At 72.2% G+C, this 23,651-nt stretch carries 24 protein-coding genes and 4 pseudogenes; 18 read left to right on the top strand and 10 right to left on the bottom strand.

The genetic code is table 11. The features are described from left to right. Window positions 1-316, top strand: a 316-nt coding sequence (locus tag ACFY4A_RS27230; RefSeq protein WP_390831978.1) for a hypothetical protein, incomplete at its 5' end; no start/stop codon positions are given. A gap of 84 nt (window positions 317-400) precedes the next feature. Here ACFY4A_RS27230 and ACFY4A_RS27225 read toward each other — a convergent pair. The 3 genes from ACFY4A_RS27225 to ACFY4A_RS27215 form a co-directional block, all read right to left on the bottom strand. Continuing rightward, a complete protein-coding gene (locus tag ACFY4A_RS27225) occupies window positions 401-829 on the bottom strand; it encodes an ATP-binding protein (RefSeq protein ID WP_390831977.1) in 429 nt (142 codons plus the stop codon). Window positions 830-1,007: 178 nt separating this feature from the next. Continuing rightward, window positions 1,008-1,820: a zf-HC2 domain-containing protein gene (locus tag ACFY4A_RS27220; RefSeq protein ID WP_390831976.1), complete on the bottom strand. Its 813-nt coding sequence runs from the start codon at window positions 1,818-1,820 to the stop codon at window positions 1,008-1,010. A gap of 25 nt (window positions 1,821-1,845) precedes the next feature. Then, window positions 1,846-2,379, bottom strand: coding sequence for a sigma-70 family RNA polymerase sigma factor (locus tag ACFY4A_RS27215; protein WP_390831975.1), 534 nt, complete (start codon window positions 2,377-2,379; stop codon window positions 1,846-1,848). 573 nt (window positions 2,380-2,952) lie between these two features. Here ACFY4A_RS27215 and ACFY4A_RS27210 point away from each other — a divergent pair. From ACFY4A_RS27210 to ACFY4A_RS27170, 9 genes are all read left to right on the top strand, one after another. Further along, window positions 2,953-3,249 (top strand): plastocyanin/azurin family copper-binding protein, encoded by a 297-nt coding sequence (locus ACFY4A_RS27210; RefSeq protein WP_390831974.1) that lies wholly within the window; start codon window positions 2,953-2,955, stop codon window positions 3,247-3,249. Beyond that, on the top strand, window positions 3,246-4,286 hold the full coding sequence (locus ACFY4A_RS27205) for a metallophosphoesterase family protein (RefSeq protein ID WP_390831973.1): 1,041 nt from the start codon (window positions 3,246-3,248) through the stop codon (window positions 4,284-4,286). Before ACFY4A_RS27210 ends, ACFY4A_RS27205 begins: the two co-directional genes overlap by 4 nt. Continuing rightward, the gene (locus tag ACFY4A_RS27200; RefSeq protein ID WP_390831972.1) at window positions 4,283-4,738 is read left to right on the top strand and encodes a hypothetical protein; all 456 of its coding nucleotides are present in this window, start codon (window positions 4,283-4,285) and stop codon (window positions 4,736-4,738) included. The genes ACFY4A_RS27205 and ACFY4A_RS27200 overlap by 4 nt, the downstream gene beginning before the upstream one ends. Before the next feature lie 261 nt (window positions 4,739-4,999). After that, window positions 5,000-6,895 carry an ATP-binding cassette domain-containing protein gene (locus tag ACFY4A_RS27195; RefSeq protein ID WP_390831971.1) on the top strand — a complete coding sequence of 632 codons (1,896 nt, stop codon included), beginning with the start codon at window positions 5,000-5,002 and terminating at the stop codon, window positions 6,893-6,895. A gap of 136 nt (window positions 6,896-7,031) precedes the next feature. After that, entirely contained in the window at window positions 7,032-7,397 is a 366-nt protein-coding gene (locus tag ACFY4A_RS27190; RefSeq protein WP_390831970.1) for a DsrE family protein, read from the top strand. 80 nt (window positions 7,398-7,477) lie between these two features. After that, on the top strand, window positions 7,478-7,864 hold the full coding sequence (locus tag ACFY4A_RS27185) for a hypothetical protein (RefSeq protein WP_390831969.1): 387 nt from the start codon (window positions 7,478-7,480) through the stop codon (window positions 7,862-7,864). A gap of 60 nt (window positions 7,865-7,924) precedes the next feature. Next, on the top strand, window positions 7,925-8,407 hold the full coding sequence (locus tag ACFY4A_RS27180; protein WP_390831968.1) for a hypothetical protein: 483 nt from the start codon (window positions 7,925-7,927) through the stop codon (window positions 8,405-8,407). Window positions 8,408-8,456: 49 nt separating this feature from the next. Continuing rightward, complete coding sequence (locus ACFY4A_RS27175; RefSeq protein WP_390831967.1) at window positions 8,457-9,218, top strand: DsbA family protein; 762 nt, start codon at window positions 8,457-8,459, stop codon at window positions 9,216-9,218. Next, on the top strand, window positions 9,215-10,075 hold the full coding sequence (locus tag ACFY4A_RS27170) for a cytochrome c biogenesis CcdA family protein (RefSeq protein ID WP_390831966.1): 861 nt from the start codon (window positions 9,215-9,217) through the stop codon (window positions 10,073-10,075). The genes ACFY4A_RS27175 and ACFY4A_RS27170 overlap by 4 nt, the downstream gene beginning before the upstream one ends. Window positions 10,076-10,307: 232 nt before the next feature. On the opposite strand, the pseudogene ACFY4A_RS27165 reads toward ACFY4A_RS27170, so the two are convergent. Next, window positions 10,308-10,565: pseudogene (locus ACFY4A_RS27165) on the bottom strand (restriction endonuclease); the annotation flags it as partial. Window positions 10,566-10,966: 401 nt separating this feature from the next. On the opposite strand from ACFY4A_RS27165, the gene ACFY4A_RS27160 reads away from it, so the two are divergent. Further along, the gene (locus ACFY4A_RS27160) at window positions 10,967-11,299 is read left to right on the top strand and encodes a putative quinol monooxygenase (RefSeq protein WP_390831965.1); all 333 of its coding nucleotides are present in this window, start codon (window positions 10,967-10,969) and stop codon (window positions 11,297-11,299) included. 51 nt (window positions 11,300-11,350) lie between these two features. Here ACFY4A_RS27160 and ACFY4A_RS27155 read toward each other — a convergent pair whose 3' ends face one another. Beyond that, window positions 11,351-11,674, bottom strand: coding sequence for a hypothetical protein (locus tag ACFY4A_RS27155; RefSeq protein WP_390831964.1), 324 nt, complete (start codon window positions 11,672-11,674; stop codon window positions 11,351-11,353). Window positions 11,675-11,723: 49 nt separating this feature from the next. Here ACFY4A_RS27155 and ACFY4A_RS27150 point away from each other — a divergent pair, with 49 nt between their 5' ends. The 3 genes and pseudogenes from ACFY4A_RS27150 (at window position 11,724) to ACFY4A_RS27140 (ending at window position 14,358) form a co-directional block, all read left to right on the top strand. Next, window positions 11,724-12,602, top strand: a complete 879-nt coding sequence (locus ACFY4A_RS27150; protein WP_390831963.1) for an endonuclease/exonuclease/phosphatase family protein — start codon at window positions 11,724-11,726, stop codon at window positions 12,600-12,602. Window positions 12,603-12,945: 343 nt separating this feature from the next. Next, a pseudogene (locus ACFY4A_RS27145) lies at window positions 12,946-13,239 on the top strand (aminotransferase class V-fold PLP-dependent enzyme); the annotation flags it as partial. A gap of 303 nt (window positions 13,240-13,542) precedes the next feature. After that, window positions 13,543-14,358: an IclR family transcriptional regulator gene (locus ACFY4A_RS27140; protein ID WP_390831962.1), complete on the top strand. Its 816-nt coding sequence runs from the start codon at window positions 13,543-13,545 to the stop codon at window positions 14,356-14,358. A gap of 41 nt (window positions 14,359-14,399) precedes the next feature. Here the strand turns inward: ACFY4A_RS27140 and ACFY4A_RS27135 are convergent, their stop codons facing one another. After that, window positions 14,400-15,608 carry a cytochrome P450 gene (locus ACFY4A_RS27135; protein WP_390831961.1) on the bottom strand — a complete coding sequence of 403 codons (1,209 nt, stop codon included), beginning with the start codon at window positions 15,606-15,608 and terminating at the stop codon, window positions 14,400-14,402. Between the two features lie 231 nt (window positions 15,609-15,839). Between ACFY4A_RS27135 and ACFY4A_RS27130 the strand changes: the two genes are divergently transcribed. Then, a complete protein-coding gene (locus tag ACFY4A_RS27130) occupies window positions 15,840-16,793 on the top strand; it encodes a PDR/VanB family oxidoreductase (RefSeq protein ID WP_390831960.1) in 954 nt (317 codons plus the stop codon). On the opposite strand, the gene ACFY4A_RS27125 is transcribed toward ACFY4A_RS27130, so the two are convergent. After that, window positions 16,794-17,033: a hypothetical protein gene (locus ACFY4A_RS27125; RefSeq protein WP_390831959.1), complete on the bottom strand. Its 240-nt coding sequence runs from the start codon at window positions 17,031-17,033 to the stop codon at window positions 16,794-16,796. It lies immediately after the preceding gene. Window positions 17,034-17,406: 373 nt separating this feature from the next. Between ACFY4A_RS27125 and hutH the strand changes: the two genes are divergently transcribed. Together hutH and ACFY4A_RS27115 are read left to right on the top strand one after the other, a co-directional pair. Further along, window positions 17,407-19,068, top strand: a complete 1,662-nt coding sequence (hutH, locus tag ACFY4A_RS27120) for a histidine ammonia-lyase (RefSeq protein ID WP_390831958.1) — start codon at window positions 17,407-17,409, stop codon at window positions 19,066-19,068. A gap of 224 nt (window positions 19,069-19,292) precedes the next feature. After that, window positions 19,293-19,475: pseudogene (locus ACFY4A_RS27115) on the top strand (aldo/keto reductase); the annotation flags it as partial. 12 nt (window positions 19,476-19,487) lie between these two features. On the opposite strand, the pseudogene ACFY4A_RS27110 reads toward ACFY4A_RS27115, so the two are convergent. The 3 genes and pseudogenes from ACFY4A_RS27110 to ACFY4A_RS27100 all read right to left on the bottom strand — a co-directional run. Further along, window positions 19,488-19,922, bottom strand: a pseudogene (locus tag ACFY4A_RS27110) (CocE/NonD family hydrolase); the annotation flags it as partial. Beyond that, on the bottom strand, window positions 19,919-20,701 hold the full coding sequence (locus tag ACFY4A_RS27105; protein WP_390831957.1) for a purine-cytosine permease family protein: 783 nt from the start codon (window positions 20,699-20,701) through the stop codon (window positions 19,919-19,921). The pseudogene ACFY4A_RS27110 and the gene ACFY4A_RS27105, both read right to left, overlap by 4 nt. Window positions 20,702-20,993: 292 nt before the next feature. After that, entirely contained in the window at window positions 20,994-22,136 is a 1,143-nt protein-coding gene (locus ACFY4A_RS27100) for an acyl-CoA dehydrogenase family protein (RefSeq protein ID WP_390831956.1), read from the bottom strand. Between the two features lie 216 nt (window positions 22,137-22,352). Between ACFY4A_RS27100 and ACFY4A_RS27095 the strand changes: the two genes are divergently transcribed. Beyond that, entirely contained in the window at window positions 22,353-23,546 is a 1,194-nt protein-coding gene (locus ACFY4A_RS27095; protein WP_390831955.1) for a CaiB/BaiF CoA transferase family protein, read from the top strand. Window positions 23,547-23,651: the final 105 nt, after the last annotated feature.

The raw sequence follows: 23,651 nt of genomic DNA, 5'->3' as shown, positions 1-23,651 counted from the left end.
GGCCGCACGGGCTCTCGCCTTCATGGCGGAGTCTGCCGCCTTCTTCCGTCCCTGGCCGGGGAAGCACGGGACCACGGAGCGACGGAGTGGTCGACGTCGAGGAGCTCTCCTCGGCGTCCCGGGCGCCATGCAGAACCTGGCCGTCCTGCTCAAGCGCCGCGGGAAAGTCCAGCAGGCCCTGGAGTGGTACCGCAAGGCGGCCGCACGGGCTCTCGCCTTCATGGCGGAGTCTGCCGCCTTCTTCCGTCCCTGGCCGGGGAAGCACGGGACCACGGAGCGACGGAGTGGTCGACGTGGAAATGACAACGGGCGATGAGGAATAGGCGCGGACCCGCGTCTCGCCGGCGTCCCCACCCGTGACCGTGCCCCCCACCCGTGACCGGGCGGGCACGGGATTCCATCACGCCCGGCACCGCAGGCAGGCGCGGACCTCACGGCCGCCGCGCGTCTGATGGACCTCGGTCGACTCCGCGAGGTAGCGGACGATGCCGGTGCCGCGGCCGTGTTCGTCCGGGGCCGTCTCGCGGTGGCGGTGCTCCACGGCGGTTCCGGAGTCGCTGACGACGATGTGCAGGGTGCCGTGGTCGAGGAGGAGCAGCAGCGTCATGTGCTCACGGCCGTACTGGGCGGCGTTCGCGGCGAGTTCGTCGACGATGAGGACGGCGGAGTCCCGCTCGCTCTCGGGAACGCGCCAGCAGTCCAGCAGATCCGCCGCGAAGTGACGGGCGGCCGAGACGTGCGCCGCCTGCGCGGGGAGAGTGAGCAGTGCCTGGTGGCGGCAGTGCGAGAGCAGGGGTGGGCTCTGGCAGGCGGGATCGGTCACAAACATGGTCTTGTGGCTCTTCTGTAGGGGTGCGGAGGCCGGAATCCGAGGGGCCGCCCGGGAATCGGGTGGAATCGGTTCGGCGGTACCCGAGTTGAACCCCTCATCCAGTTGCACGGAGAGCGGTACCACACGGTTCGGGGCTGATTGCACCTTTCACAGCATTTCTACGGGTGACGGGCACCTACGCTCGCATCGTCACCAGCTTCTGACCGTTGCCCGCGATGATCTCGAAGTGCTCGATGGCTCCCGGTGAGAGGGCGACGGCTCCTGGGATCCTGGTGCCGGGAGGGTACTGGCCCGCTCGCCAGGTGGCGGCGTCGGCCCTGGTCCCGCCGGACCCGATCGCCTGCAGCCGGCAGACGACGCCGGCGGGCGCCCCTCCGGCGTAGACCTGGAGGACGCTGCCCCACGCAGAGGGCGAGACCTTCACCGAAGCGGTGACGCCGGTGGCGGGATCGTGTCCGGAGAAGGTGCGCGCGGGTGCCTGCGCGGTCGGTCCGGGCGGCGTCGCCTCACTGACCACGGATCCGCTCGCCGCGAGCCATGTACCGCCGATCGCCGCCGCGATGAACGTCAAAGAGGCGGCGGCTCCGGCCCACTGCAGCCGCCAGGTCCTGCGGCGCCTGGCCGCGGCCTGCTGGAGCATCCGGTCGAGGAGGCCCGCTTCGGACGCCGAAGGGGCCGCAGACGCGTCGGAGCGTGCCGGAGGCGCGTTCGACGCGCTCTCGGCGGCCCGCCGCACCAGCCGGTCGGCCAGGTCCCCGCTGACCGCGGGCATCGTCGGCCCCGCGGCTTCGGCTCCGGCGTCAGCTGCGACTTCGGCTTCGGTGACCGTCGCGAGCAGGGCCGGAAGTCCCCCCAGCTCGGCGTGTTCCTGCCGGCACTCGTCGCACACCGCGAGGTGGGCGCGCACCTGCTCGCTCTCCGCCGGGGACAGCGTGCCCAGGACGTATCCGCCCAGCGCCAGCCGGAGGGCGTCATGGTCCGCGTTCATGGTCGGCACCTCCTCCACGCCGCCGTCATGGCTCGATCCCCCGTTCCCGGAGCGCCAGCCTGAGGGCGTGCAGGGCGTAGTAGGTCCGCGACTTCACGGTGCCCAGCGGAATGCCCAGCACGTCGGCGGCTTCCGCCATGGTCCGGCCCCGGTAGTACGTCTCCAGCAGTACGGCGCGGTGGTCCGGGGACAGCGTCCGCAGGGCGTCGGCCACCGCCCAGCTCTGCAGTGCCTGCTCGATCTGGTCCTCGCCCCGCGTCTGCTCGGCGGCCTGCTCCAGGGCCTCGCCGTCCACCTCGGCCGGCCTGGCCTTGCGGGCCCGGTGGCCGTCGATGACCACGTGCCGGGCGACCGTGCACAGCCATGCTCGCGCCGGGCCGCGAGCCGGTTCGAACGCGGCGGGGTGCTGCCACGCACGCAGCAGCGTCTCCTGCACGACGTCCTCGGCCCACTGCCGGTCTCCTGAGGTCAGGCGCAGCGCGTAGCGGAACAGGGGGCCCGCATGCTCGGCGTACAGAGTGCGGAGCATTTCCTCGTCCGTGGTCGAAGCGGTCCCCATACCAGGGACACGGTGCGCGGGGCGGTCCGGATCGGCCGTTGGACCACGTTTTCGGTGAGTCCATGGCATATGCCGATCATCGCGCAGATGTTCCCCTTTGTCGTGTCGCATCCGGCAGGCCGCCGCCGGTCGCGGAGAGGTCCCATCACTGGTCCCAGAGAAGTCCCACAAAGGTGCTCGGTCACCGAACCGTACGGCACCCGCCGTCCGTGAAACCACACAAGAGCGCAGATACGCGTCATATCTCTCACGGTGTGGCCTCGCGCGGTCGCGCGCGGTCCCACCCGGCTTCTCCGTCCCGATCAGTTGGGAACTGACACCATGCACCTGAACATCGGTCCCCCCTGTCCCCCACGCCGGCGCTCGCGTCTCGCGGCCTGCGGGCTGGCCGTCGCAGCCGTCGGCGCGCTCGGGCTGCTCAGCGCGTGCGGCCAGCCGTCGCACTCCCCGTCCGCCGCCATCACACCTGGTCAGCGACAGAGTCAGCCGGCCGGGACGCCCGGCGCCGCCGGGCAGGGGGGCACGGCGGGCTCCTCGGCCGGCGCTCCGGCGATGCCCAGCATGATCATGCCCATGACGTCTCCGAGCGCGCACGCACCGGCCTCGCCCGTGTCGGGGAACGCCGTGGCGATCAAGAACTTCGCGTTCTCCCCCGCCACGCTGAAGATCAAAGCGGGCACGACCGTGACCTGGACCAACCAGGACACCGACGCCCACACCGTCACGAGCGCCGGATCGGGCGGCCCGTTGCACTCGCCCGCCCTGGCCACCCACGCCATCTACAGCCACCGGTTCACCGAGCCCGGCACCTACCACTACCTCTGCACGATCCATCCCTTCATGACCGCCACCGTGGAGGTGACCCGATGACCGCGTACCCCGACGGGCCCGACGAGAGGCCCGATGACAGGACCGATCCGGCACCGGTGGACGACACCGAGCCGCCCGCCGGGCCGAACGGCATGACCCGGCGCCAACTCCTGCGGCACGCGGGGTGGTTCGGCGGGGCCGTAGTGCTGACCGTGGCCAGTGGAGAGGTGATCAGTCATATCGCCGACACGCGCGGGGCCCCCGGAACCACGGCCGCCGGCGCCGCCGCTGCGGGAAGCGGCACGACGGCGAGCGGCGCACTGCGGTTCGTGCAGGTCTCCGACAGCCACATCGGCTTCCAGGGCCCGGCGAACATGGACGTGGCCGGCTCCTTCTCCGAAGCGATCCGCCAGGTCAACTCGCTCGGTTTCCGGCCCGACTTCGTCATGCACAGCGGCGATCTGACCCATCTCTCCACGCCCTCGCAGTTCGACCAGGTCAGGCAGATGATGACCGGTATGGAGACCGACCGCGTCTTCACCGTGCCCGGCGAGCACGACTCCATAGGCGACGCGGGCCGCGCCTACCGGAAGACCTTCGGCAAGGGCACTCTCGGGGACGGCTGGTACAGCTTCGACACCCATGGCGTGCACTTCATCGCCCTGGTCAACACCCTGAGCCTGGAGAAGCTCGGTCACCTCGGCGACCAGCAGGTCGAGTTCGTCCGCAAGGACCTCACGGGACTGTCGTCGGACACGCCCATCGTGGTCTTCAGCCACATCCCGCTGTTCGCCATGTACCCGCAGTGGGGCTGGAGTACGGACGACGCGTTGCGCGTCATCGCGCTCCTGCGCCGCTTCTCCTCCGTCACCTGTCTCAACGGGCATGTCCACCAGTTGTTCACCAAGACGGAGGGCAACATCACCTTCCACTCCGCCACCACCACGGCCTATCCGCTGCCGAGGCCCGGACGGGCCCCCGCGCCGACCCCGCAGGTCGTGCCCGCCCGGCAGCTCAAGGACGCGCTCGGCATCCGCACGGTGGGCTACCGGCAGGGTGCCCGGGAGCTGGCGATCAAGGACGAGAGGCTGGCATGACCTTCGAAAGACTTCTCGCCCCGGCCGTGCGTGCCGCGATCGCCGCCACGCTCGCCGGGAGCGGATACATCCACGCCCGGCTCTACGTCGACGAGTACCGCTTCATCCGCGTCGTGGGCCCCCTGTTCCTGCTCCAGGCGAGTGTCTCCTTCGCGGTCGCCGCGCTGCTGCTGATCGGAATGCCGCCGCTGCTGAAGCTCGCCGCCGCGGGTGTGGCGCTGGGCGCCCTCGGCGGCTTCGCAGCCTCCCGCACCGTGGGCGTGTTCGGTTTCACCGAGCACGGCCTGCAACCTGCCCCGCAGGCCCTGCTCAGCCTCCTGGCCGAAGCCGGCACACTGCTGCTCCTGGCCGCCTGGCAGGCCTTCACGCTCAGACACCGCACCGGTACCCGCACTGCCGTGGCGCCCGGCCGGAACCGGCCGGACGCCGCCGATCGGCGGCAGCCGTCGTGAGATCGAGCGGCCGCGGGCCTCGGCCTGCCGGCCGCTCGGGCCTGCCCTGCGGAAACCCACGCGCCTCAGGTGTCTCGTGCATCGGCGTTTCGGCCACCCTGCCACCGCTCGGCGGCGGCTCCACTGCGGCGACCGCGCGGACGAGCCCTTGCTCCTCAAGGGGTCCACCGCGTCCGGAATCGAGCGTGTTCGATTCTCCCCGCACCTCGTTGTACCGGGCACTGCCGAGCCACCCAGGCGCGGTGCGAGCCCCAAGGAGGGATGCAGGTGACTGTGACTGACGCCTCGACCGCGAACGGGAAGACGCCTCCCCCTCCACCGCCGGCCACCATCACCTTCGAGGGCAAGCTCGGCAGGAACCCGCTTGCGGAGGCCGGTTTCGGCGCCATGTGCCGGCGGCTTCCCGCCGTGCTCGGGCACACCGCGCGCATGGCCTGGTCCGTCGACAGGACCGGCGTGGTGCTCCTCCTGGCCTGCCAGCTCCTCACGGGCGCCACGGCCGCGCTGGTCCTCGCGTTCACCGCGCGGGCCATGACCCATGTCCTCGGCACGGGCACCGTGTCCGAACGCCTGCACGGCGCGTTGCCCGCGCTGATCGTGGTGATGGCCGCCGCGGGCCTCGGCCGGATCGGCAGCGCCCTGTCCTCCTACGCCGACGGGCGGATCACCCCGCTGCTGATGACCGAGGCCGACATCGCGCTCGTCGCCGCCGTGTGCCGGGTCGAGGCGTCGGCGTACGGCGAGGACGGTTTCGCCGACCGGCAGGAGGCCGCCGAGGTCGGTGTCACCCGGACCCGGTTCATGGTGCAGGACAGCCAGCGGTTCACGGCCGCCCTGATCCGCATGATCGCCGCGAGCGGTGTCATCACCGCCCTGCACCCGCTGATGCTGCCGCTGCTCCTGCTGGCCGTCGTCCCGGCCGGTGTCGGCGCCGTACTGTCCGCGCGCGTCGACTACGAGACCCACTACCTCAACGTCGGCGACCGCAACGTGCGCTCCATGATGCGCTGGTGGGCCACCTACTCGCGCTTCGGGGACGAGGTCCGCGCCAACGGCATGACCGGCTACCTCGTCCACTGGTACCGCGCCCTGTCCGACCGCATCGACCAGCGCACCCTCACCGCCGCGCCCCGCATGCTGCGGATCGTGCTGGCGACCAGCGCCCTGGGCGGCGTGTTCCTGCTCGCCACCTGGGCCACCCTCGCCTGGCTGGCCACCACCGGCCGCGTCGCCCTGCCGGTCGCCGCCACCGCCGTGGTCGCCGTGCAGACCACACTGGCCGCGCTCTCGCAGTTCGTCGTCAACGGCGCCGCCATGTTCCACACCTCGCTCTACCTCGCCGACATGCGGTCCTTCCTCGACATGGCCCGCGAACGCGCCCCCAGGCGTGGTGAACTCACCATCCCCGAACGGGTGGACGAGATCCGGCTCGAGGAGGTCGTCCACCGGTACCCCGGCAAGGACGAACCGGCCGTCAACGGGGTGTCGCTCACCCTGCGCCGGGGCCAGATCCTCGCCATCGTCGGCGAGAACGGCTCGGGCAAGTCCACCTTGGCCAAGCTCATCACCGGTGTCCTCCTCGCCGACAAGGGCCGCGTCCTGTGGGACGGCACCGACCTCGCCCACGCCGACCCCGACGCCGTGTGGAAGCGCACCGCCCTCGTCCCCCAGAACTTCGCCTGCTGGCCCCTGCGCACCCGCGAGAACATCACCCTCGGCCAGCCCCGCACCTACGACGACGGACCGGTCTGGGAGGCGGTCGAGGCCGTCGGCATGCGGGAGGCGGTCGAGAAGCTGCCGCAGCAGCTCGACACCCTCCTCGCCAAGGAGCTGTGGGGCGGAGCCGAACTGTCCGGCGGCCAGTGGCAGCGCCTGGTCTGCGGACGCGCGCTCTACCGGCAGACCCCGCTGCTGATCCTGGACGAACCGACCTCGCAGATGGACCCGCGCGGCGAGCACGGAATCTTCGGGAAGATCAAGGCCATCGCCGGCGAACGCATCACCATCGTCATCACGCACCGCCTGGAGAACACCAGGATCGCCGACCACGTCGTGGTCATGGAGCAGGGCCGCATCACCGAGCAGGGGCCGTACGACGAACTCGTCCAGGCGAACGGGGTCTTCGCGGACCTCCTGCGTCTGTCCCAGGACCGCTGACAGCACCCGGGCACGGCGGCGGCGCGGCCGCGAGGAGAATGCCCGGCTCGGCCGGGCGGACCGCTTCGCCGCCGCGTCGTGCGGCGCCGCGCGCGGACCCGCGTCGAGGCGCCGCCCGGTGTGCGAGGGTGGCCCCATGAACGCCGAGAACGCCGAGGCCGCCAGGTCCGCTCTCCCCGCTCCCGTACGTGTCGTCGTGGCGGCGCCTCAACCGGACCGCGTGGTGCGCGCGGTGCAGAACCTGGTGGCGGCGGCGGATCGGCCCGTCGAGGTCGAGGTCGTCGTCCACGGCGCCGGACTGGACCTCGTGCTGGGGGAAGAGGCCGGCGAACAGGTCACCCGGCTGCTGGAGAGCGGGGCACGTGTCCTCGCCTGCGCCAACAGTCTCTCGGGGCGCGGCCTGACCGCTGACACCCTCGTGTCCGGCGTGGGGGTCGTACCGGCCGCCGTGTGGCACCTGGCCCTCCGTCAGCACGAGGGGTGGTCCCTGGTCCCGCTGTGATGACGCGCCCGGTCCCGGCTTCGATACGCCCGGGGGTACCTGGGCTATGGTGTCGGGACCCAGGGAGTGGAGGAACGGCGATGCGTCGCAAGCGGCACGGTGCCATGGGCGCCGGCCTCGCGCTGCTCGTCCTGCTGGCCGCACTGTTCTGCGCCACGACCTCCTCCCCGCCCGCGTTCCGGGCAGTGCCCTCCTCGACCGCGGCCGGCCCGCACATGGCACCGTGTCCCGAGACGCTGGACGACGCCGGTCACGGCGCGCCCGCCGCCACGGGAAACGCGCCGTGCCTGAAGAAGGCGCAGCCGGAGCAACAGCAGTTCCGGTTCGGTGCGCCGCTCGCCCGTGCCCTGCCGGCGCAAGCCGACGACACGGCACCGGCGCGGGCGTCCGCGTACAGGGAGGTCCGGCGCTACGGGCCGGAACCGTCTCCTCCCGACCTCACCGAACTCTCCGTACGACGGGTGTAGGCCCGCGCGCCGTGTCCGCGTCCCTGTCACCCCGTACGACCGGAGAGTCATCCGTTGTCCGTGTCCCGCTCCCCCCGTGCGGCGTGGGCCGCCCTGCGCTGCTGGCCCCGACGCCGCTGGGCCGCTGTCGCGGCGGCCACGCCCTTGGCGGTCCTCGTCCTGGGCGTTCCCACCGCCCTCATCCCGACCCCGCTGTTCTCCCGCTCGGTGCCGCCGGTGTGGTGGAACTACCCGACGCTGGTCCTCACCGCCGTGCTGTCGGCCGTGGTGCTCGCCACCTATGTGCGAGCCCGGCCCGTCGCGGGCCGTGACGACGCGTCCGGGCGTTCGCTCGGGTCGGCCGGCGCGGTGCTGTCCTTCCTCGCCGTCGGCTGCCCCGTCTGCAACAAGGCAGCCCTGCTCCTGCTGGGGGCCTCCGGCGCGCTGAGTTACTGGGCACCCCTGCAACCCGCGGTCGCGGTGCTCGCCCTCATCCTGCTGGCCGAGGCCGCGCTGCGGCGCCTGGCCACCGAGGCGGCCTGCCCCGTGCGGCCCGTCGCCTGACCACTGCCCTTCCCCTCTCCTTCGCACACTTCACTTTCGGAGGTGCCCCATGCCTTCTTCCTCTCGTGCCCACCGTCGCCGCCTGATCTGGATCGCCGTGGGCGGCGGTACGGCGGCCGTCGTCGCCGCGGTCGCCGCCCTCGGCGGCGGTTCCGGGGATTCCGTGTCCCGGGACCGGCCGGCGGCCGCCGTCTCGCCGTCCGACGTCTCGCCGTCCGCCGGCGATGCCACCCCCGACGAACAGCAGAAGTCGCTGCTCGCCCTGGCCCGCAGGGACCAGAAGGACCCGCTGGCCCTGGGTCGTGCCGACGCGCCGGTCGTACTGATCGCCTACGAGGACTTCCAGTGCCCGTTCTGCGGCAAGTTCGCGCGGGAAACCAAGCCGGAACTCGTCCGCTCGTACGTGGACAAGGGAGTGCTGCGCATCGAGTGGCGCAACTTCCCCGTGTTCGGCGCCGAATCGGAACGGGTCGCCCGAGCCTCCTGGGCCGCCGGACGGCAAGGACGGTTCTGGCAGTTCCACGACGTCGTCTACGCCAAGGAACGCCCGCGCAACAAGGGCAGTTTCTCCTCCTCCCGGCTTCGCGAGATGGCCCGCGAGGCGGGCGTCGCCGACCTCGACCGCTTCGAGGCCGACCTGAAGTCCGAGGCCGCCGGGGTGTCGGTGAGCAGGGACCAGGAGGAGGGATACGCGCTGGGGGTGTCCAGCACGCCCGCCTTTCTCGTCAACGCCACACCCATCCTGGGCGCGCAGCCGCTGAGCACGTTCACCGCCGCCGTCGAGAAGGCCGCGAAGGAAGCTGGGCGATGAGCGGGATCACCGCCGCGACCGCCTTCCTCGGCGGCCTGCTGGCGCTGCTCAGCCCGTGCAGTGCGCTGCTGCTGCCGGCGTTCTTCGCCTACTCCTTCACCAGCCGCACCCGCCTGTCGCTGCGTACCGCCGTCTTCTACGCGGGGCTGTGCACCACGCTGGTGCCGCTCGGCGTGGCCGGCTCCTTCGCCAGCCGCCTGTTCTACGGGCACCGCGACCTGCTGGTCATGCTCGGCGGCTGGACGATGATCGGGCTGGGACTGGCGCAGATCCTGGGCCTCGGCTTCGGCTCCCGCCGTCTGCAGCAGGCTGCGGGCACCCGCAGGACCGGGTCCGCCGTGTCCGTCTTCGCCCTGGGCGCCGTCTACGGCTTGGCGGGCTTCTGCGCGGGTCCCATTCTCGGCGGCATCCTCACCGTCGCGGCGCTCGACGGCAGCCCGGCGCACGGCGGGCTCCTGCTGGCCGTCTACGCGCTGGGCATGGCCGTTCCGCTGTTCGTCCTGGCGCTGCTCTGGGACCGCTGGGACCTCGGCCGCCGGCGCTGGCTGCGGGGGCGCGCGCTGCGGTGGGGACCGCTGAGCGTGCACACCACCTCGCTCGCCGGCGGGAGCCTCTTCGTGCTGCTGGGGGTCGTGTTCCTGCTCTTCGACGGCACCTCGGCACTGCCCTCCCTGCTCGACGTCGACACCGAGGCGGCCTGGGAGAGCGGCGCCAGGCGGCTCGGCGAGGCCGTCTCCGACCGGATGCTCCTGCTGGTGCTGGCCCTGGCCGGCGCCGGCACGGCGGCGGCCGCCGTGCTGCGGCTTCGCCGGCTCCCGCACGGGGAGGACGGAGAAGGCACCGACTCCGCTGCCTGACCGGACGGGATGCCTCGTGTGCCGTGCGCATGCGGGGCATCCCGCCGGAGTCCCGTACGGGGCTCCCGTCAGTCGTGGTCCGGGCGCAGTCGGCGGTTGGTTCCGGACCGGCCGATGTCCAGGTCCAGGAACGAGGCCAAAACGCGGTACCGCTGTTCCAGAAGCCGAGCAGATTGACGTCGATGAGGCACAGCCGGTGCCGGGCCGCGAACTCACGGGCCGGCCTGGTGAACACGCAGGAGGCGACGAAGACCGGGACGTCGGCCCGGTGCTCGGCCCGTGCGGTGCCGTTGAAGGTCTGGAGGTCCCGGCTGCCGACACTGCGGTGCTTGGCGTACCGCTTGCACTGGATGACGATGCGGCGGCCGTCGGGCAGGCGGCCGGTCACGTCCGCGCCCAGATCGCCGGCGCCACCGACCCGCCGGACGTCGGTGCAGCCGTCCCGGCGGCACAGTTCGGCGACGTACCCCTCGAACTGCCGGTCGTCCATCGCCCAGACCGCGTCCAGCGACCGGCGCGCCTGCCGCCGCGCCTCCTCGGCGAGTCGGGTCCTCTCCGCCTGCGCCTCGCGTCGCCCGGCCCGTACCAGGCCCGTCACGACGGCCGCGGCCACGACGGCGGTCAACACCACCATCAGCGCAATCCCCATCAGGTTCCGTCCCCTCCCCCTTCCGGCGGCACACCGCCGCACCCCCGGGCGGTCTGTTCTTCGTCGGCTACGATCATCACAGCCTGCCGTGTCCGGCCTGTCACGGCTACGGCCGTGTTCAGCCGAACCGCCCCACCCACCGGCCCGTCCCGGCCCGCGGAGCGACACCCGTGTGGCGCCTTTCGCGCGTGGGACCGCAGCGGGCGGCGCGGCTGCGCGCAGAGAACCAATGAGGGAGACCGATGATCTTCATCACCGCCAAGTTCCGTGTCCGCCCCGAGTACGCCGACCAGTGGCCGCAGATCGCCGCCGAGTTCACCGCGGCCACCCGCGCCGAGCCCGGCTGCCTGTGGTTCGACTGGTCCCGCAGCGTCGAGGACCCGACGGAGTACGTCCTGGTCGAGGCCTTCCGCGATGACGAGGCGGGGGCGGCCCACGTGCAGTCGGAGCACTTCAAGGCCGCGCGGCGGACCCTGCCGCCCCACCTGGCCGAGACGCCTCGGATCGTCAACACCACCCTTGAGCAGGACGACTGGTCGCTGCTGGGCGAGATGGCCGTCTCCGGACAGGAATGAGACACCGCCTCGCGGGAGTTCTCCCGCGAGGCGGTTCGCCGAGGGGCCGGGTCAGCTCAGTTCGACGCGCCGGCCGGTGTGCCTGACCACGGTGACGGTGACGGTGTCGTCCGAGGTCGAGGTCCACTCGGTCACCGGTGTGAAGTGCCCCGCGTCCAGGTCCTCCTGGTAGACGACGCGGTAGGGGAAGGAGCACGTGTAGGAGGCGTGCGCCCCGAGGCCGCGCCAGCGGATCATATGACGTCTGACGTGGACCCTCCAGTCCCACGCGATGCGCCATGGCGGGGACGTCGGCCCGCCGTGGCGCTGACCCGCCATCAGGGACTGCACGGACGCGGTCTCGACGCGGGCTGCATCGTCAACCACACTCGTCACAGCGGCCGTTGTGTGACTGTCCAAGGAGACCGGTGAAGGGGTCGAAGGCATGAAGCCCACGTTCCGACGTCCTGTCCGGCGCGGCCTCGCCGCCGTGCTCGCCGCCACCGCCGCGCTCGCCGTGACGGCACCGGCGACGGCCGCGGACGCCGGCCCCGCCGGGTCCCGCGCCCCGGCGGTGCCGCTGCGGGTGGCGACCTACAACATCCACGCCGGAGCCGGCGAGGACGAGGTCTTCGACCTCGACCGCACCGCGCGGGCGATACGTGATCTGCACGCCGACGTGGTCGGCCTCCAGGAGGTCGACGTCCACTGGGGCGCCCGCAGCGACTTCGTCGACGAGGCCCGGACGCTGGCCGGGAAGCTGGACATGCGGGTCTTCTTCGCACCGATCTACGACATGGACCCGGCCACCCAGGGCGCGGACCGCCGCCAGTTCGGCGTCGCCGTGCTGAGTCGTCACCCGGTGCTCGAGGCCGAGAACCACGAGATCACCCGGCTCTCCACCCAGACGACCGATCCGGTGCCGGCCCCGGCGCCCGGCTTCGCCGAGGTGACGCTCGACGTCAGGGGTTCGCACGTGCACGTCTACGACACGCACCTGGACTACCGGGCCGACCCGTCGGTCCGCAGGGCCCAGGTGGCGGACATGCTCGACGTGCTCGCCGCCGACCGCGGTCCGAAGGTCCTGGTCGGGGACTTCAACACCGAGGCGAACGCTCCGGAGTTGGCACCGCTGTGGCAGCACCTCGGGGACGCCGACCCGGACGGCGGCGGGACGTACCCGGCGGTCCGTCCGGAAAAGCGTATCGACTTCGTGACCGTCTCCCCCGACATCACCGTGGTCGGTGCCCGGGAGGTCGCCACGGAGGCGTCCGACCACCGACCCGTGGTCGCGGACCTGGAGCTCCACCGGCGCGGCCGCTGAACTTTCACGGCATCGCCGACGCCCACGACGCGCCGACCGGTCTCACCCGCCCCAACGGGACGTGGGCGATGTGGCTGCAGTCGCAGGTGCGGCTCGGGGTGCGGCCCAGCCGCACCACGTACATGCCGCCCCGGCCCAAGGAGCGCGTCGTCTGACGCCCGCCCGAAGTCCCCGAGCGCACCCATGAGTTCACATGGCCCTCGACGTCGACGTGATCCGCGCGCGGATACCCGCCCTGAAATCCGGCTCCGCACGCTTCGACGCACCCGGTGGTACACAGACACCCCAGCCGGTCATCGACGCCATCGGGGAGGCACTCGCCCGCCCGCTGGCCAACCGGGGCCGGGCGCGGATCGAGCAGGGGCTGGCCGACCTCGGCGGGATCACCGTGCACTCACGTGCCGTGCGGCGCACCCCGACCCTGCTGTTCACCGTGGCGGGACTGCGCCCGGCTGACGTCTCCCGGCACCTGGCCGAGCACGCGGTCGACGCCCCCGCCGGTTCCTTCTACGCGGTGGAGGCCGTACGCCGCCTCGGTCTGGGCGACGAGGGCGGCGTACGGGTCGGGCTCGCGCCGTACAACCGCGCCGACGACGTCGACCGGCTGCTGACCGCGTTGGGCGGCCTCGCCCGCTGACCGGGACGACGGAATCGCCCGAACGGCACCGTCACCTTCCGGTGTCCACGGCGGTCCGGCCGGCGGCGGTGGCCGCAAAAGCGCCGGCCGCGGCCCGTGCGGGAGCGGTCGCCGCAGTGCGGGAGCGGGGTTCGCGACACGGCGAGAAGCGTTCTCACGGGGCGAGAACGCGGTGTGCGCGAGAGCCTGCGATGCGGCACGGTCGAGGTCTCGTGCGAGGCGGGGACGATCGTTTACGCTGACGCCCCCGTCGCTCCGCACGGCGACCGCTGACGCCCCATGGGCAGGTCGAGGGAGGGCTTCATGACAAAAGTGGTCCCGTACGGTGCGGGCGATGAAGGCGGTACGGGCCGGTCCGGGGTGTCACCCGGCGTCTCGTTCCAGCGCGGCCTCAACGTGCTGATCAGCGTGGCAGAGTCCGGTGAGTCCCGGGTCGAGAAGATCGCCGCCGACGCCGGGATCCCCGTGAGCACCGTCTACCGGTATCTGCGTACCCTGCGCGAGCTGGACCTGGTGGAGGAGCGCGCGGGCACCTACGCTCCCGGCTGGCGGCTGCTGGAGATCTCCGGCCAGCACCTGACCCACACCCGCCTGGTCGAGCTGGGCCACGGGCTGCTCCAGGAGCTGACGGACGCGACCGGCGAGACGGCCGTGCTGACCGTGCGGGTCGGCACACGGGCCATGTGCCTGCGCCAGACCCAGTCGCCCCACCCGATCCGGATGGCGTTCCGGATCAACCAGCTGCTGCCGCTCTACGCGGGAGCGGGCCAGCGCCTGCTGCTGGCCCATGCGCCGCGTGCCGTGATCGACCACGTCCTGGAGCAGCCGCTGCGCGGCATCACCGCCCGCACCCTCGGACGCGCCCAGCTGGCCAACGAGATCGACCGGGTCCGCCGGAGCGGTTTCCTGGTCACCAGGGGCGAGTTGAGCGAGGGCGCGGTGGCGGTGGCGGTGCCCGTCGTGGCGGGAGGTGAGGTGCTGTGCGCGCTGACCGTGGCCGGGCCCGAGAGCCGGTGCGGCTCGGCCTGGCGCCGGCACGCCCGGAGCCGGCTGCGGGCGGCCGGCCGACAGCTCGGCGAGTTGCTGGAGCACCGGGCCGCGCCGTTGCCCATCGGGTGAACACGGGCCGCTGGCATCCGCCGGGCGGTCCCCGCGGCTCCTCAGGCAGGGGTGACCCGGACCGGCAGGTGCGTCCAGCCCCGCAGCGTGTTGTGCAGGAACGGCACCGGCTCACCCACGAGTTCCACCGTCCGCACCCGCCGGGCCAGCTCGCTGAACAGGACGTCCATCTCCAGCCGGGAGATCGGCTGGCCCACGCACTGGTGGATGCCGATGCCGAAGGCCAGGTGCCCTGAGGCGTCCCGCTCGATCCGGTACTCGCCGGCGTCGTCCCCGAACCGGCGCGGATCGCGGTTGGCCGCGCCCATGAAGAGCGCGATCTTCGCGTCCTCGGCAAGGCGGACCCCGTGGAATTCGGCCTTGCGGGAAGTGGTGCGGAAGAAGGACTGGAAGGGCGACTCGAAGCGCAGCGCCTCGTCGATGGCGAACCGGGCCAGCGGGGGGCTCTCGTGCAGGGCCGCCCACTCGGAGGCGTGGGTGGCCAGGCATTTCATGGTGTTGCCGATGGCCAGTACGGTCGTGTCCAGGCCCGCCGACAGCAGGGCGCGCACCAGCCGGGTCGCCTCGTCCGAGGTGATCACGCCCTGGTCGGCGTACTCCCAGATCTTGGCGCCGAGGCCGTCCGGGCTCAGGTTCTCGCGGGCGCAGTTGCTCATCACCCACTCGACGGTCCCCTCACCGGCGGCGAAGTACCGGGCGTAGCGGGCGTCCTCGGGGCCGAACGCGGAGAAGTTCATGGCACCGTGCGGCAGCAGGTTCTCCGCTCGCCCTTCGCGGGGTATGCCGACCGCGTTGCCGAACACCTCGATCGGGAACAGCTCGGCCAGCTCGGTGATCGCGTCGAACTCGCGCTGTTCCAGGACCCGGTCCACGAGCCGCACGGCGAACTCCTGGAACGCGGCGCGCAGCACCCGGATGTTGCGGGGGGAGATCACTCCGGACATCGCGGTGCGCAGCGGGGTGTGCGCGGGCGGGTCGGAGTCGAGGATGCCCGCGGGGCGCCAAGGCGGCTCCTGGTGGTAGTTGCGCGGACCGACCCCGGCGCCGGAGATGAACCTCTCGTGGTCGGCGAGGATCTGCCGGCACTGCTCGAAGCGGGTGAAGGCGTGGACGCCGTACTGCTCCAGCCACACCGCCGGCCCCGCCTCGCGCATGCGGTCGAACAGCGGGTAGGGGTCGGTCAGGTTGGCGTCGTCGTAGGGGTCGTCCGGGATGGATGCGACGACGCCGTCGGCGGTGCTGCTGGTCATCAGGCCCCCTCGGGTGGGCGCGGGTGGTGGTCGAGTGCGCGGGTCGCCGGGCTGTGCCGTCTTGTGCCGGCTTCCGCACAGGGACGGTAGTTCGGCGGCGGGCTTCCGGGACACGGCTGTTATCGCCTGCTGAGAAAGGCCGTTGCCGCGCGGTGGCCGCGGTCCGCACGATGCGGCGATCGGGGCGCCGTGAAGGCGCCCCGCACAGGCCGAGTCGGAGACGGAGGAGCCATGCCGGCGCAGCAGTTCGTGACCGTCACGGTCGAGGAGGTGACGACGGAGGCGGCGGGAGTCGTCTCCCTCGTCCTGGCGGCGCGCAACGGCCGGGCCCTGCCGCGGTGGACGCCGGGGGCCCACATCGACGTCGTGCTCTCCCGCGATCTGATCCGGCAGTACTCCCTGTCGTCGGACCCGGACGAAGCACGCTGGCGGATCGCGGTGCTGCGCGAACCCGGCGGGCGCGGCGGCTCGGTCCACCTGCACGACCGTGTCCGGGCCGGGGACACCCTGCTGGTGAGCACCCCCCGCAACACCTTCCCGCTGGACCTCGGAGCCGACCGCTACGTCCTCGTCGCCGGAGGCATCGGGATCACGCCCCTTCTGCCGATGGCGGCCGCGCTCGACGCGGCGGGCAGGGATTGGACGCTGCTGTATCTGGGGCGCGCCGCCGCCTCCATGGCGTTCACCGAGGAGTTGGCCCGGTACGGGGACAGGGTGCGGCTCCACCGGGACGACGAGTCGGGCGTCGCCGACATCGCGGCGGAGCTCGACGGGCTGGGAGCGGCGGACGCCGGCGTGTACGCGTGCGGTCCGCCCGGACTGCTCACCGCCGTCGAGGACTACGCCCGGACCCGCCCCGGCACCCGGCTCACCGTGGAGCACTTCACCGCCGACCCCGGGGGCGCGCGGCGCGAGGACGACCGGCCGTTCACGGTGCGGACCCGCGACGGCCGCGAAATCACCGTGGGCGCCCGCCAGTCGATCCTCGACGCGCTGTCACAGGCGGGCGTGCGGACGCTCAGCTCCTGCCGGGAAGGTGTCTGCGGGACCTGCGAGACGGCGGTTCTCGGGGGCGAGCCGGACCACCGTGACCGGGTGCTCAGCGACGAGGAACGCGCGGCGGGCGAGACCATGATGATCTGCGTCTCGCGGTGCCGGGGAGAACGTCTGATCCTGGACGTGTGACTACCGGCTCACCACCGGCGCCGGGAGCGGAGCCGGGGTGGGTGACAGCACCGACGACAGGCCGTGCTCGCCGCCCGGCGCCGCGCGCACACCGACCTGGGAAGGAGCCGAACCGCCGCGTACGGCGGGAGGGTTCACGGTGTCGTCCCGGTCGAAGCCGAGCCGGTTCACCACCTCCACCACGCCGTCGACGCTGTCGCACAGCCGCACGGTGACCGGGATCAGGCTCTTGCGCTCCACTGTGCCGCTGAGTGTGACCCGGCGGGCGCGAGGCCACTGGAGGTGCCGCTGCGCGACTCGGCACTCGACCTGGCCTCGGTCGCGGCGGCGCTGACGCCCGACGTGCGCGCGGTCCTCGTCTGCAATCCGAACAACCCGACCTCGACGGTACTGCCGCCTGCCGTTCGGCGGCGCGGCCCGGGAGTTCCTGCGGCAGTGCACGCTCGGCGGCATCGGCGTGCGGGTGTTCCCCGGTGAGGGAGTGCGGATCCCCGTCGGGGACGAGTCCGCCTACGCCGCCGTGGTCGCCGCGGCCCGGCGGTGTTCTCACCCCATGAGAACAGCCGATTGCGGCCCCTGAGACGGCACGTAGCCTCTGCGCCAGGAGGAACCCATGACCGAGCCAGTGACCTTGGGCGAAGCGCCCGTTTCCCTCGACGATCTCGTCGCCGTCGCGCGCGGCGGCCGGCGGGTCGTCGTCGGCGAGGCCGCCGTGAAAGCCATGCGTGCGAGCGAGCAGTGGGTCGGCTCGATCGTCGAGGGCATGCGGGCCGGCGAGCCGGTGGACCCGATCTACAGCGTCAACACCGGCTTCGGTTCGCTGGCCGGACGGCAGGCGTTCGCCACCGCCGAGGACGCCGCCGAGCTGTCCCGCCGGCTGATCGTCTCCAACGCCAGCGGGGTGGGCCGCCATCTGGACGAGGAGGTCGTACGAGCCGCCATGCTGATCCGGGCCGCGAGCCTGGCACGCGGCCACTCGGCCGTCCGGCCCGAGCTTCCCGAGACCCTCGCGCGCATGCTCGCCGCCGGTGTGCACCCGGCGGTCCCCGAATACGGCTCGCTGGGCGCCAGCGGCGACCTCATCCCGCTGGCCCACCTGGCGATCGTGCTGTCGCGTCCGGCCGGCGAGGACGTCGAACTCGACAGCGGCGAGGCGTTCTGGGACGGCAGGATCGTGAGCGGTCTGGAGGCCATGCGCCGCGCCGGGATCGAGCGGATCGCGCTGCGCGCCAAGGAGGGCCTCGCCCTCACCAACGGCACGTCGTTCTCCACGGCGCAGGCGGCCCTCGCCCTCGCGGACGCGCGGAATCTGCTCGCCACCGCCGAGATCACCGCGGCGATGTCCATCGAGGCGCTGATGGGCTTCGGGGACGCGTTCCTCCCGCAGATCCACCAGGCCCGCGGGCACCGAGGCCAGATCGAGTCCGCGGCCCGCATCCGGCAGCTGCTCGGCGACAGCGGCCTGGTCGACGGCGACGTGGACCGCGACCCGGTCCGGCGGCCGCCGCAGGACGCCTACTCGCTGCGCTGCACACCGCAGGTGCTCGGACCGGTCCGCGACACGCTGCGTTTCGTGCACGGCATCGTGGAGACCGAGATCAACGCGGCCACCGACAACCCGCTCGTGTTCCCGGACCTGCCCGCGACCCGCGGCCTCAAGGCGGTCTCGGGCGGCAACTTCCACGCCCAGTACCTCGCGTTCGCCGCGGACTTCCTCGCCATCGCCGTCACCGAGATCGGCAGCATCGCCGAGCGCAGACTGTTCCGCCTCGACGACGGCTCCCTCAACCGCGGGCTGCCGGACATGCTCGTCGCCAGCGAGAAGGTGGGCATGGACTGCGGCTACATGCTGCCGCAGTACCTCGCGGCCGCGCTGGTGTCGGACTGCAAGACGCTGGCCCATCCCGACAGCGTCGACTCGATCCCGACCTGCGCGAACCAGGAGGACCACGTCTCGATGGCGAACAACGCCGGCCGGCACGCCCGGCAGGTGGTCGCCAACATCGAGGCCGTCGTCGGCATCGAGCTGCTGATGGCCGCGCAGGCACTCGAACTGCGCCTGGCCGAACAGGGCGCCGACGCCTCGGTGCTGTCCAGCGCGAGCAGGGCGGTCCTCGAACTCGTACGCACCACCCGGTCCGCCGACGGGCGGCCCATCGACCACATCACGCGGGACGTGGTCCTGTACCCCCGGGTCCGTGCGGCCGTCGGCCTGGTGCACAGCGGCGCCGTCGTCGAGGCCGTGCAGGCCGTGCACCCCGAAGGAGCACCCTGAGCAGTGGGCCACGCCTGCTTGGAGCGGACTCGAATTCGTGGGGTCGGCGCATCCAACTGGACGCCGTCCAAGGAGAGTCGTATGCGTCACCGCGTTCTGGGCGGGACCGCCATCCAGGTCAGCCCCTACCGCCTCGGCACCATGATGTTCGGGTTCGTCGGCAATGCCGACCACGACGAGTGCGTCCGGATCACCCACGCCGCGCTGGACGGACCGGGCCCTCCCTGAGCAGCGGGCGTCCCACCCCGAACCCCGACCGCTTCGATCCGTCGGCGCCGCGCACGGCCGCGAAGCTGGAGATCGTCGAGCGGCTCGTCGACGTGGCCGGGGAAGCGGGGTGCTCGCTGCCGGAGTTGGCCATCGCCTTCCCGCTCGCGCATCCGGCCGTCACGTCGGTGATCACCGGTGACGAGCGCCCGCACGGCCGGGTGGCCGCAGGCGACGGCCGCCCAGGCGGTGTAGCCGTAGTAGGAGTTGCCCCAGCAGCCCACCGTGCCGTCCGACCAGTGCTGCTCCGTGCTCCACTCCAGTACGTCCCAGGCGTCCGCGGTCTCCGCGGTGAAGGGCACGGGCACGCCCTCCGAGCGGATCTTTCCCCGCACGTCCTGCGTCACCACGGCCATTCCGGCCTCGGCGAGCCGGGCCGCGATGTCGGGCACCAGCGTGTCCGGGTGTGTCGTGTCGTACGGCGTGCGGATCAGCACCGCCGCCACCCGTGCGGGGGACGGCGGCAGGTACACCCGGGTGTACAGACGGACACCGTCGCGCAGGCGCACCCGGAAGGGCTCCGCCTGCGCGGCGGGGGTACCGAACGGCACGGGCGTACCGGACGGGACGGAGGCGGCCGTGGTCATGCGGTGTGTGCCGTCAGGGACGTACCCGGCGGGACGTCCGGGTCCAGGCCGTCGTCGGCGTGGTCGACGACGGCGCGCTCGCCCTCCACGTCCAGCGATCGGCAGACGAGCAGATACAGTCCGGCCGAGACGACCAGGCCGATGATCATGGTGATGTCCAGCCCGCCCGTCCAGCGGGCCGCGGGCCCCATGCTCTCGCCGACGACCGCGAACGGCATCATCGAGGCGAAGCCGACGGCGTAGGAGACCAGCCCGCGCCAGCCCCACCGCCCGTAGATTCCGCGCGGGTTGAAGATCTCCCGGATCGAGTAGTGGCCGCGGCGCACCAGATAGGAGTCGACCAGGTTGATCGCCGTCCACGGGGTGAAGAGGTAGCCGAGCACGACGAGGAAGTGTTCGAACTGCTGGAGGAACGTCTCGTCGGAGCCGAAGGCGATCGCCGTGGACAACAGGCCGATCACGACGAGGGTGACGACGCGCTTGGCGACGGTGGGTTTGATCCGCCGCAGCGAGTCCATGCTGGACAGCAGGGTCAGGCTGCCGCCGTAGAAGTTGAGGGTGCCGATGGTGATCAGCGGCAGGACCGAGGCCAGCAGCAGCGTCATGCCGAATCCGTGGAAGACCTCGTTCCCGGCGGAGATGATCGACTCGACGAGCGTCAGCTTCGAGAACAGCCCGGCGGCCACGGTGCCGACCAGCATCATCCAGGCGCCGCCGATCGCCGCCCCGAGGTAGGTCCACCAGAACGAGGAGCGCACGCCGACCCTGCGCAGGCTCACCAGCCCGGACATTCCCCGCTGGCGCACCGCCGACGACGGCCGACCGCTCCTCCAACTGCCGCTGCGCCGGGGGATGGTGGTTCACCCGCCCACCGGCGCGCTGCTCTGGCAGTTCCGCGAGGTCGCCCTGCTGGGCCGCCCGACACGCGTGGCCGACCTGGCCCAGCCCGTCTTCACCCGCACATGAGCCGACTTCCTTTCCCGCTCCGTGCGTTCGCCCGCTCCGGGCTCGGCGCGGCGCCGAGCCCGGGGCAGGCGTTCTCCCGCCGCGGATCGGTGCCGGGCCGGTGCGCTACGCCAGGTTGCGGGCCACCACGATCCGCTGGATCTGGTTGGTCCCCTCGTAGATCTGGGTGATCTTCGCATCGCGCATCATGCGCTCGACGGGGAAGTCCTTGGTGTAGCCGTAGCCGCCGAGCAGTTGCACCGCGTCGGTCGTCACCGCCATGGCGGTGTCGGAGGCGAGGCACTTGGCGGCCGCGCCGAAGTACGTCAGGTCCGGTGCACCGGCGGTGCTGCGGGCCGCGGCGGCGTAGACCATCTGCCGTGCCGCCTCCACCTTCATCGCCATGTCGGCGAGCATGAACTGGATGCCCTGGAAGTCGGCGATGGCCTTGCCGAACTGCCGGCGTTCCCGCACATAGCCGACCGCGTGGTCGAGGGCGCCCTGCGCGATGCCGAGCGCCTGGGCGCCGACCGAGACCCTGGTGTGGTCCAGGGTCGCCAGTGCCAGCCGGAGCCCCCTGCCGCGCTCGCCGAGCAGGCGGTCGCCGGGGATCCGGCAGCCGTCGAAGTACACCTCGCGGGTGACCGAGCCCTTCAGCCCCATCTTCCGTTCGGGCTCGCCGTAGCCGATGCCGGCGTCGTCCGCGTGCACGACGAACGCCGAGATGCCACGGGAGCCCGCGTCGGGGTCGGTGACCGCGAAGACGATGAGGTACCTGGCCACACCGGCCGAGGTGATCCAGGTCTTGACGCCGTCCAGGATCCAGCCGTCCCCGTCGGCCGTCGCACGGCAGCGCATCGCGGCGACGTCGCTGCCCGCTTCCCGCTCGCTGATGGCGTAGGCCATCAGCGCCTCCCCGGAGGCCACTTCGGGCAGGTACCGCTGCCGCTGCTCCTCCGTGCCGGCCAGCAGCAGCGGTACCACCCCGAGCTTGTTGGACGTCTGGATGGTGGACGAGGACGCGCACACGCGGGCGACCTCCTCGACCGCGACGGCCGCGGCGAGGGCGTCGACACCGTCGCCGCCGTACTCCTCCGGGATGCCGGGTGCGTGCAGCCCGGCGGCCACCAGCGTGTCGTAGTTCTCGTGCGGGAACCCGCCCCGCGCGTCGACCTCCGCCGCCCGGGGCCCCAGTTCGTTCTCGGCGACGGCGCGGGCCGCGGCGCGGAACTCGTCGTACATCGGGGGCAGCAGGTACGGCGTCGTCATGGAGTGCTCCTCGGTCGGCGTGTCGGAGTGTCGGAGTGCGGCTCGGGTACGGGCCCGGCTCCATTGCGGCGTAAGCCCGCCCCCCGGGCCAATGTGCGTGCGCACGACGATCCTGAAGATCTTCGTGCAGCCGCACATCGACGCCCCGAGGGCCCCGCGCTTACGTTCCGCATGCCGCGGTGTGATGCGGCCGCCCCGACCGAAAGGCGTGAAGCCATGACTGTTCTGCACGGCCTGCGCGTGCTCGACCTGAGCCGGGTGCTGGCCGGCCCGTACTGCACGGCCCTGCTGGCGGACCTCGGCGCCGACGTGGTCAAGGTCGAGCCGCCCGGCGGTGACGACTCCCGGCACCTCGGGCCGTTCCGGAACGGCGAGAGCGTGTACTTCGCCCAGCTCAACCGCGGCAAGCGCAGCATCGTCCTCGATCTGAAGGATCCCGACGACCACGCACTGCTCCTGCGGCTGGCCGAGCAGGCCGACGTCTTCGTCGAGAACTACCGTCCCGGGGTCGCCCGGCGGCTCGGCATCGACCACGCCACGCTCCGCGCGGCCAACCCGCGACTGGTCTACGCGAGCATCTCCGGCTTCGGGCAGAGCGGCCCGATGCGGGAGCACCCCGCCTACGACCTGATCGTGCAGGCCATGTCCGGTCTGATGGCCGGCACCGGCACTCCCGACGGGCCGCCCACCAGGGTCGGCGAGTCGGTCGGCGACCTGGTGGCCGGACTGTTCGCCTCGTGGGCCATCAACGCCGCGCTGTTCGACCGGGAGCGCAGCGGCCAGGGCCGGTACATCGACGTGGCCATGCTCGACTCCCTGGTGTCGCTCCAGGTGACCGCGATGAGTCTGCTCACGGCGACCGGACACCTGCCTGGCCGGGTCGGCAACCGGCATCCGGTCTCAACCCCGTTCGACACCTATCGAACCGCCGACGGTCTGGTGGCGATCGCGGTCGCGGGCGAGGCGGTGTTCGCCCGGTTCGCCCGGATGGTGGGGCGGCCGGACATGCCGTCGGACCCGCGGTTCAGTGACGACGCCGCCCGGGCGCACCACATCGAGCAGGTGCGTGAGATCACCGAGCGGTGGTCCGCCGGACTGACCACGGAGCAGGCCCTGAAGTCGGCACGGGCGGCGGGAGTCCCGGCCGCGCCGATCTGGGACCTGACCGAGGCGGTGGGCAGCGAGCAGATCCGCGGGCGGGGGCTCGTCGGCGAGTTCGACCACCCCGTCCTTGGCCGCACACCGTTCCTGCGCCAGCCGGCGCAGTTCGGGTTGGACGGCGCGGCCGACGTGGCGGGCAACGGCCCCGGGGTCCACGGGACGGCGGCTCCGAGCCCGGCTCTCGGCGAGCACGCGGACGCGGTCGTCGAGCAATGGCTCCACGAGAGCCGGGACCGGAGCCGTCGGTGAGTCCCGGCGGCCAGCGGTCGTAGGTTCGGGCCTCGCCACCTGCCCCAGGCAATCCTCAGCCCATATTTTGCGCCAAAGTATTGACCTCTCATTCATTCGATCCCA

Source organism: Streptomyces sp. NPDC001292 (assembly GCF_042896465.1).
GTDB lineage: Bacteria > Actinomycetota > Actinomycetes > Streptomycetales > Streptomycetaceae > Streptomyces.
The sequence above is the reverse complement of the archived record's forward strand: the minus strand, read 5'-3'. Positions and strand labels throughout refer to the sequence as shown.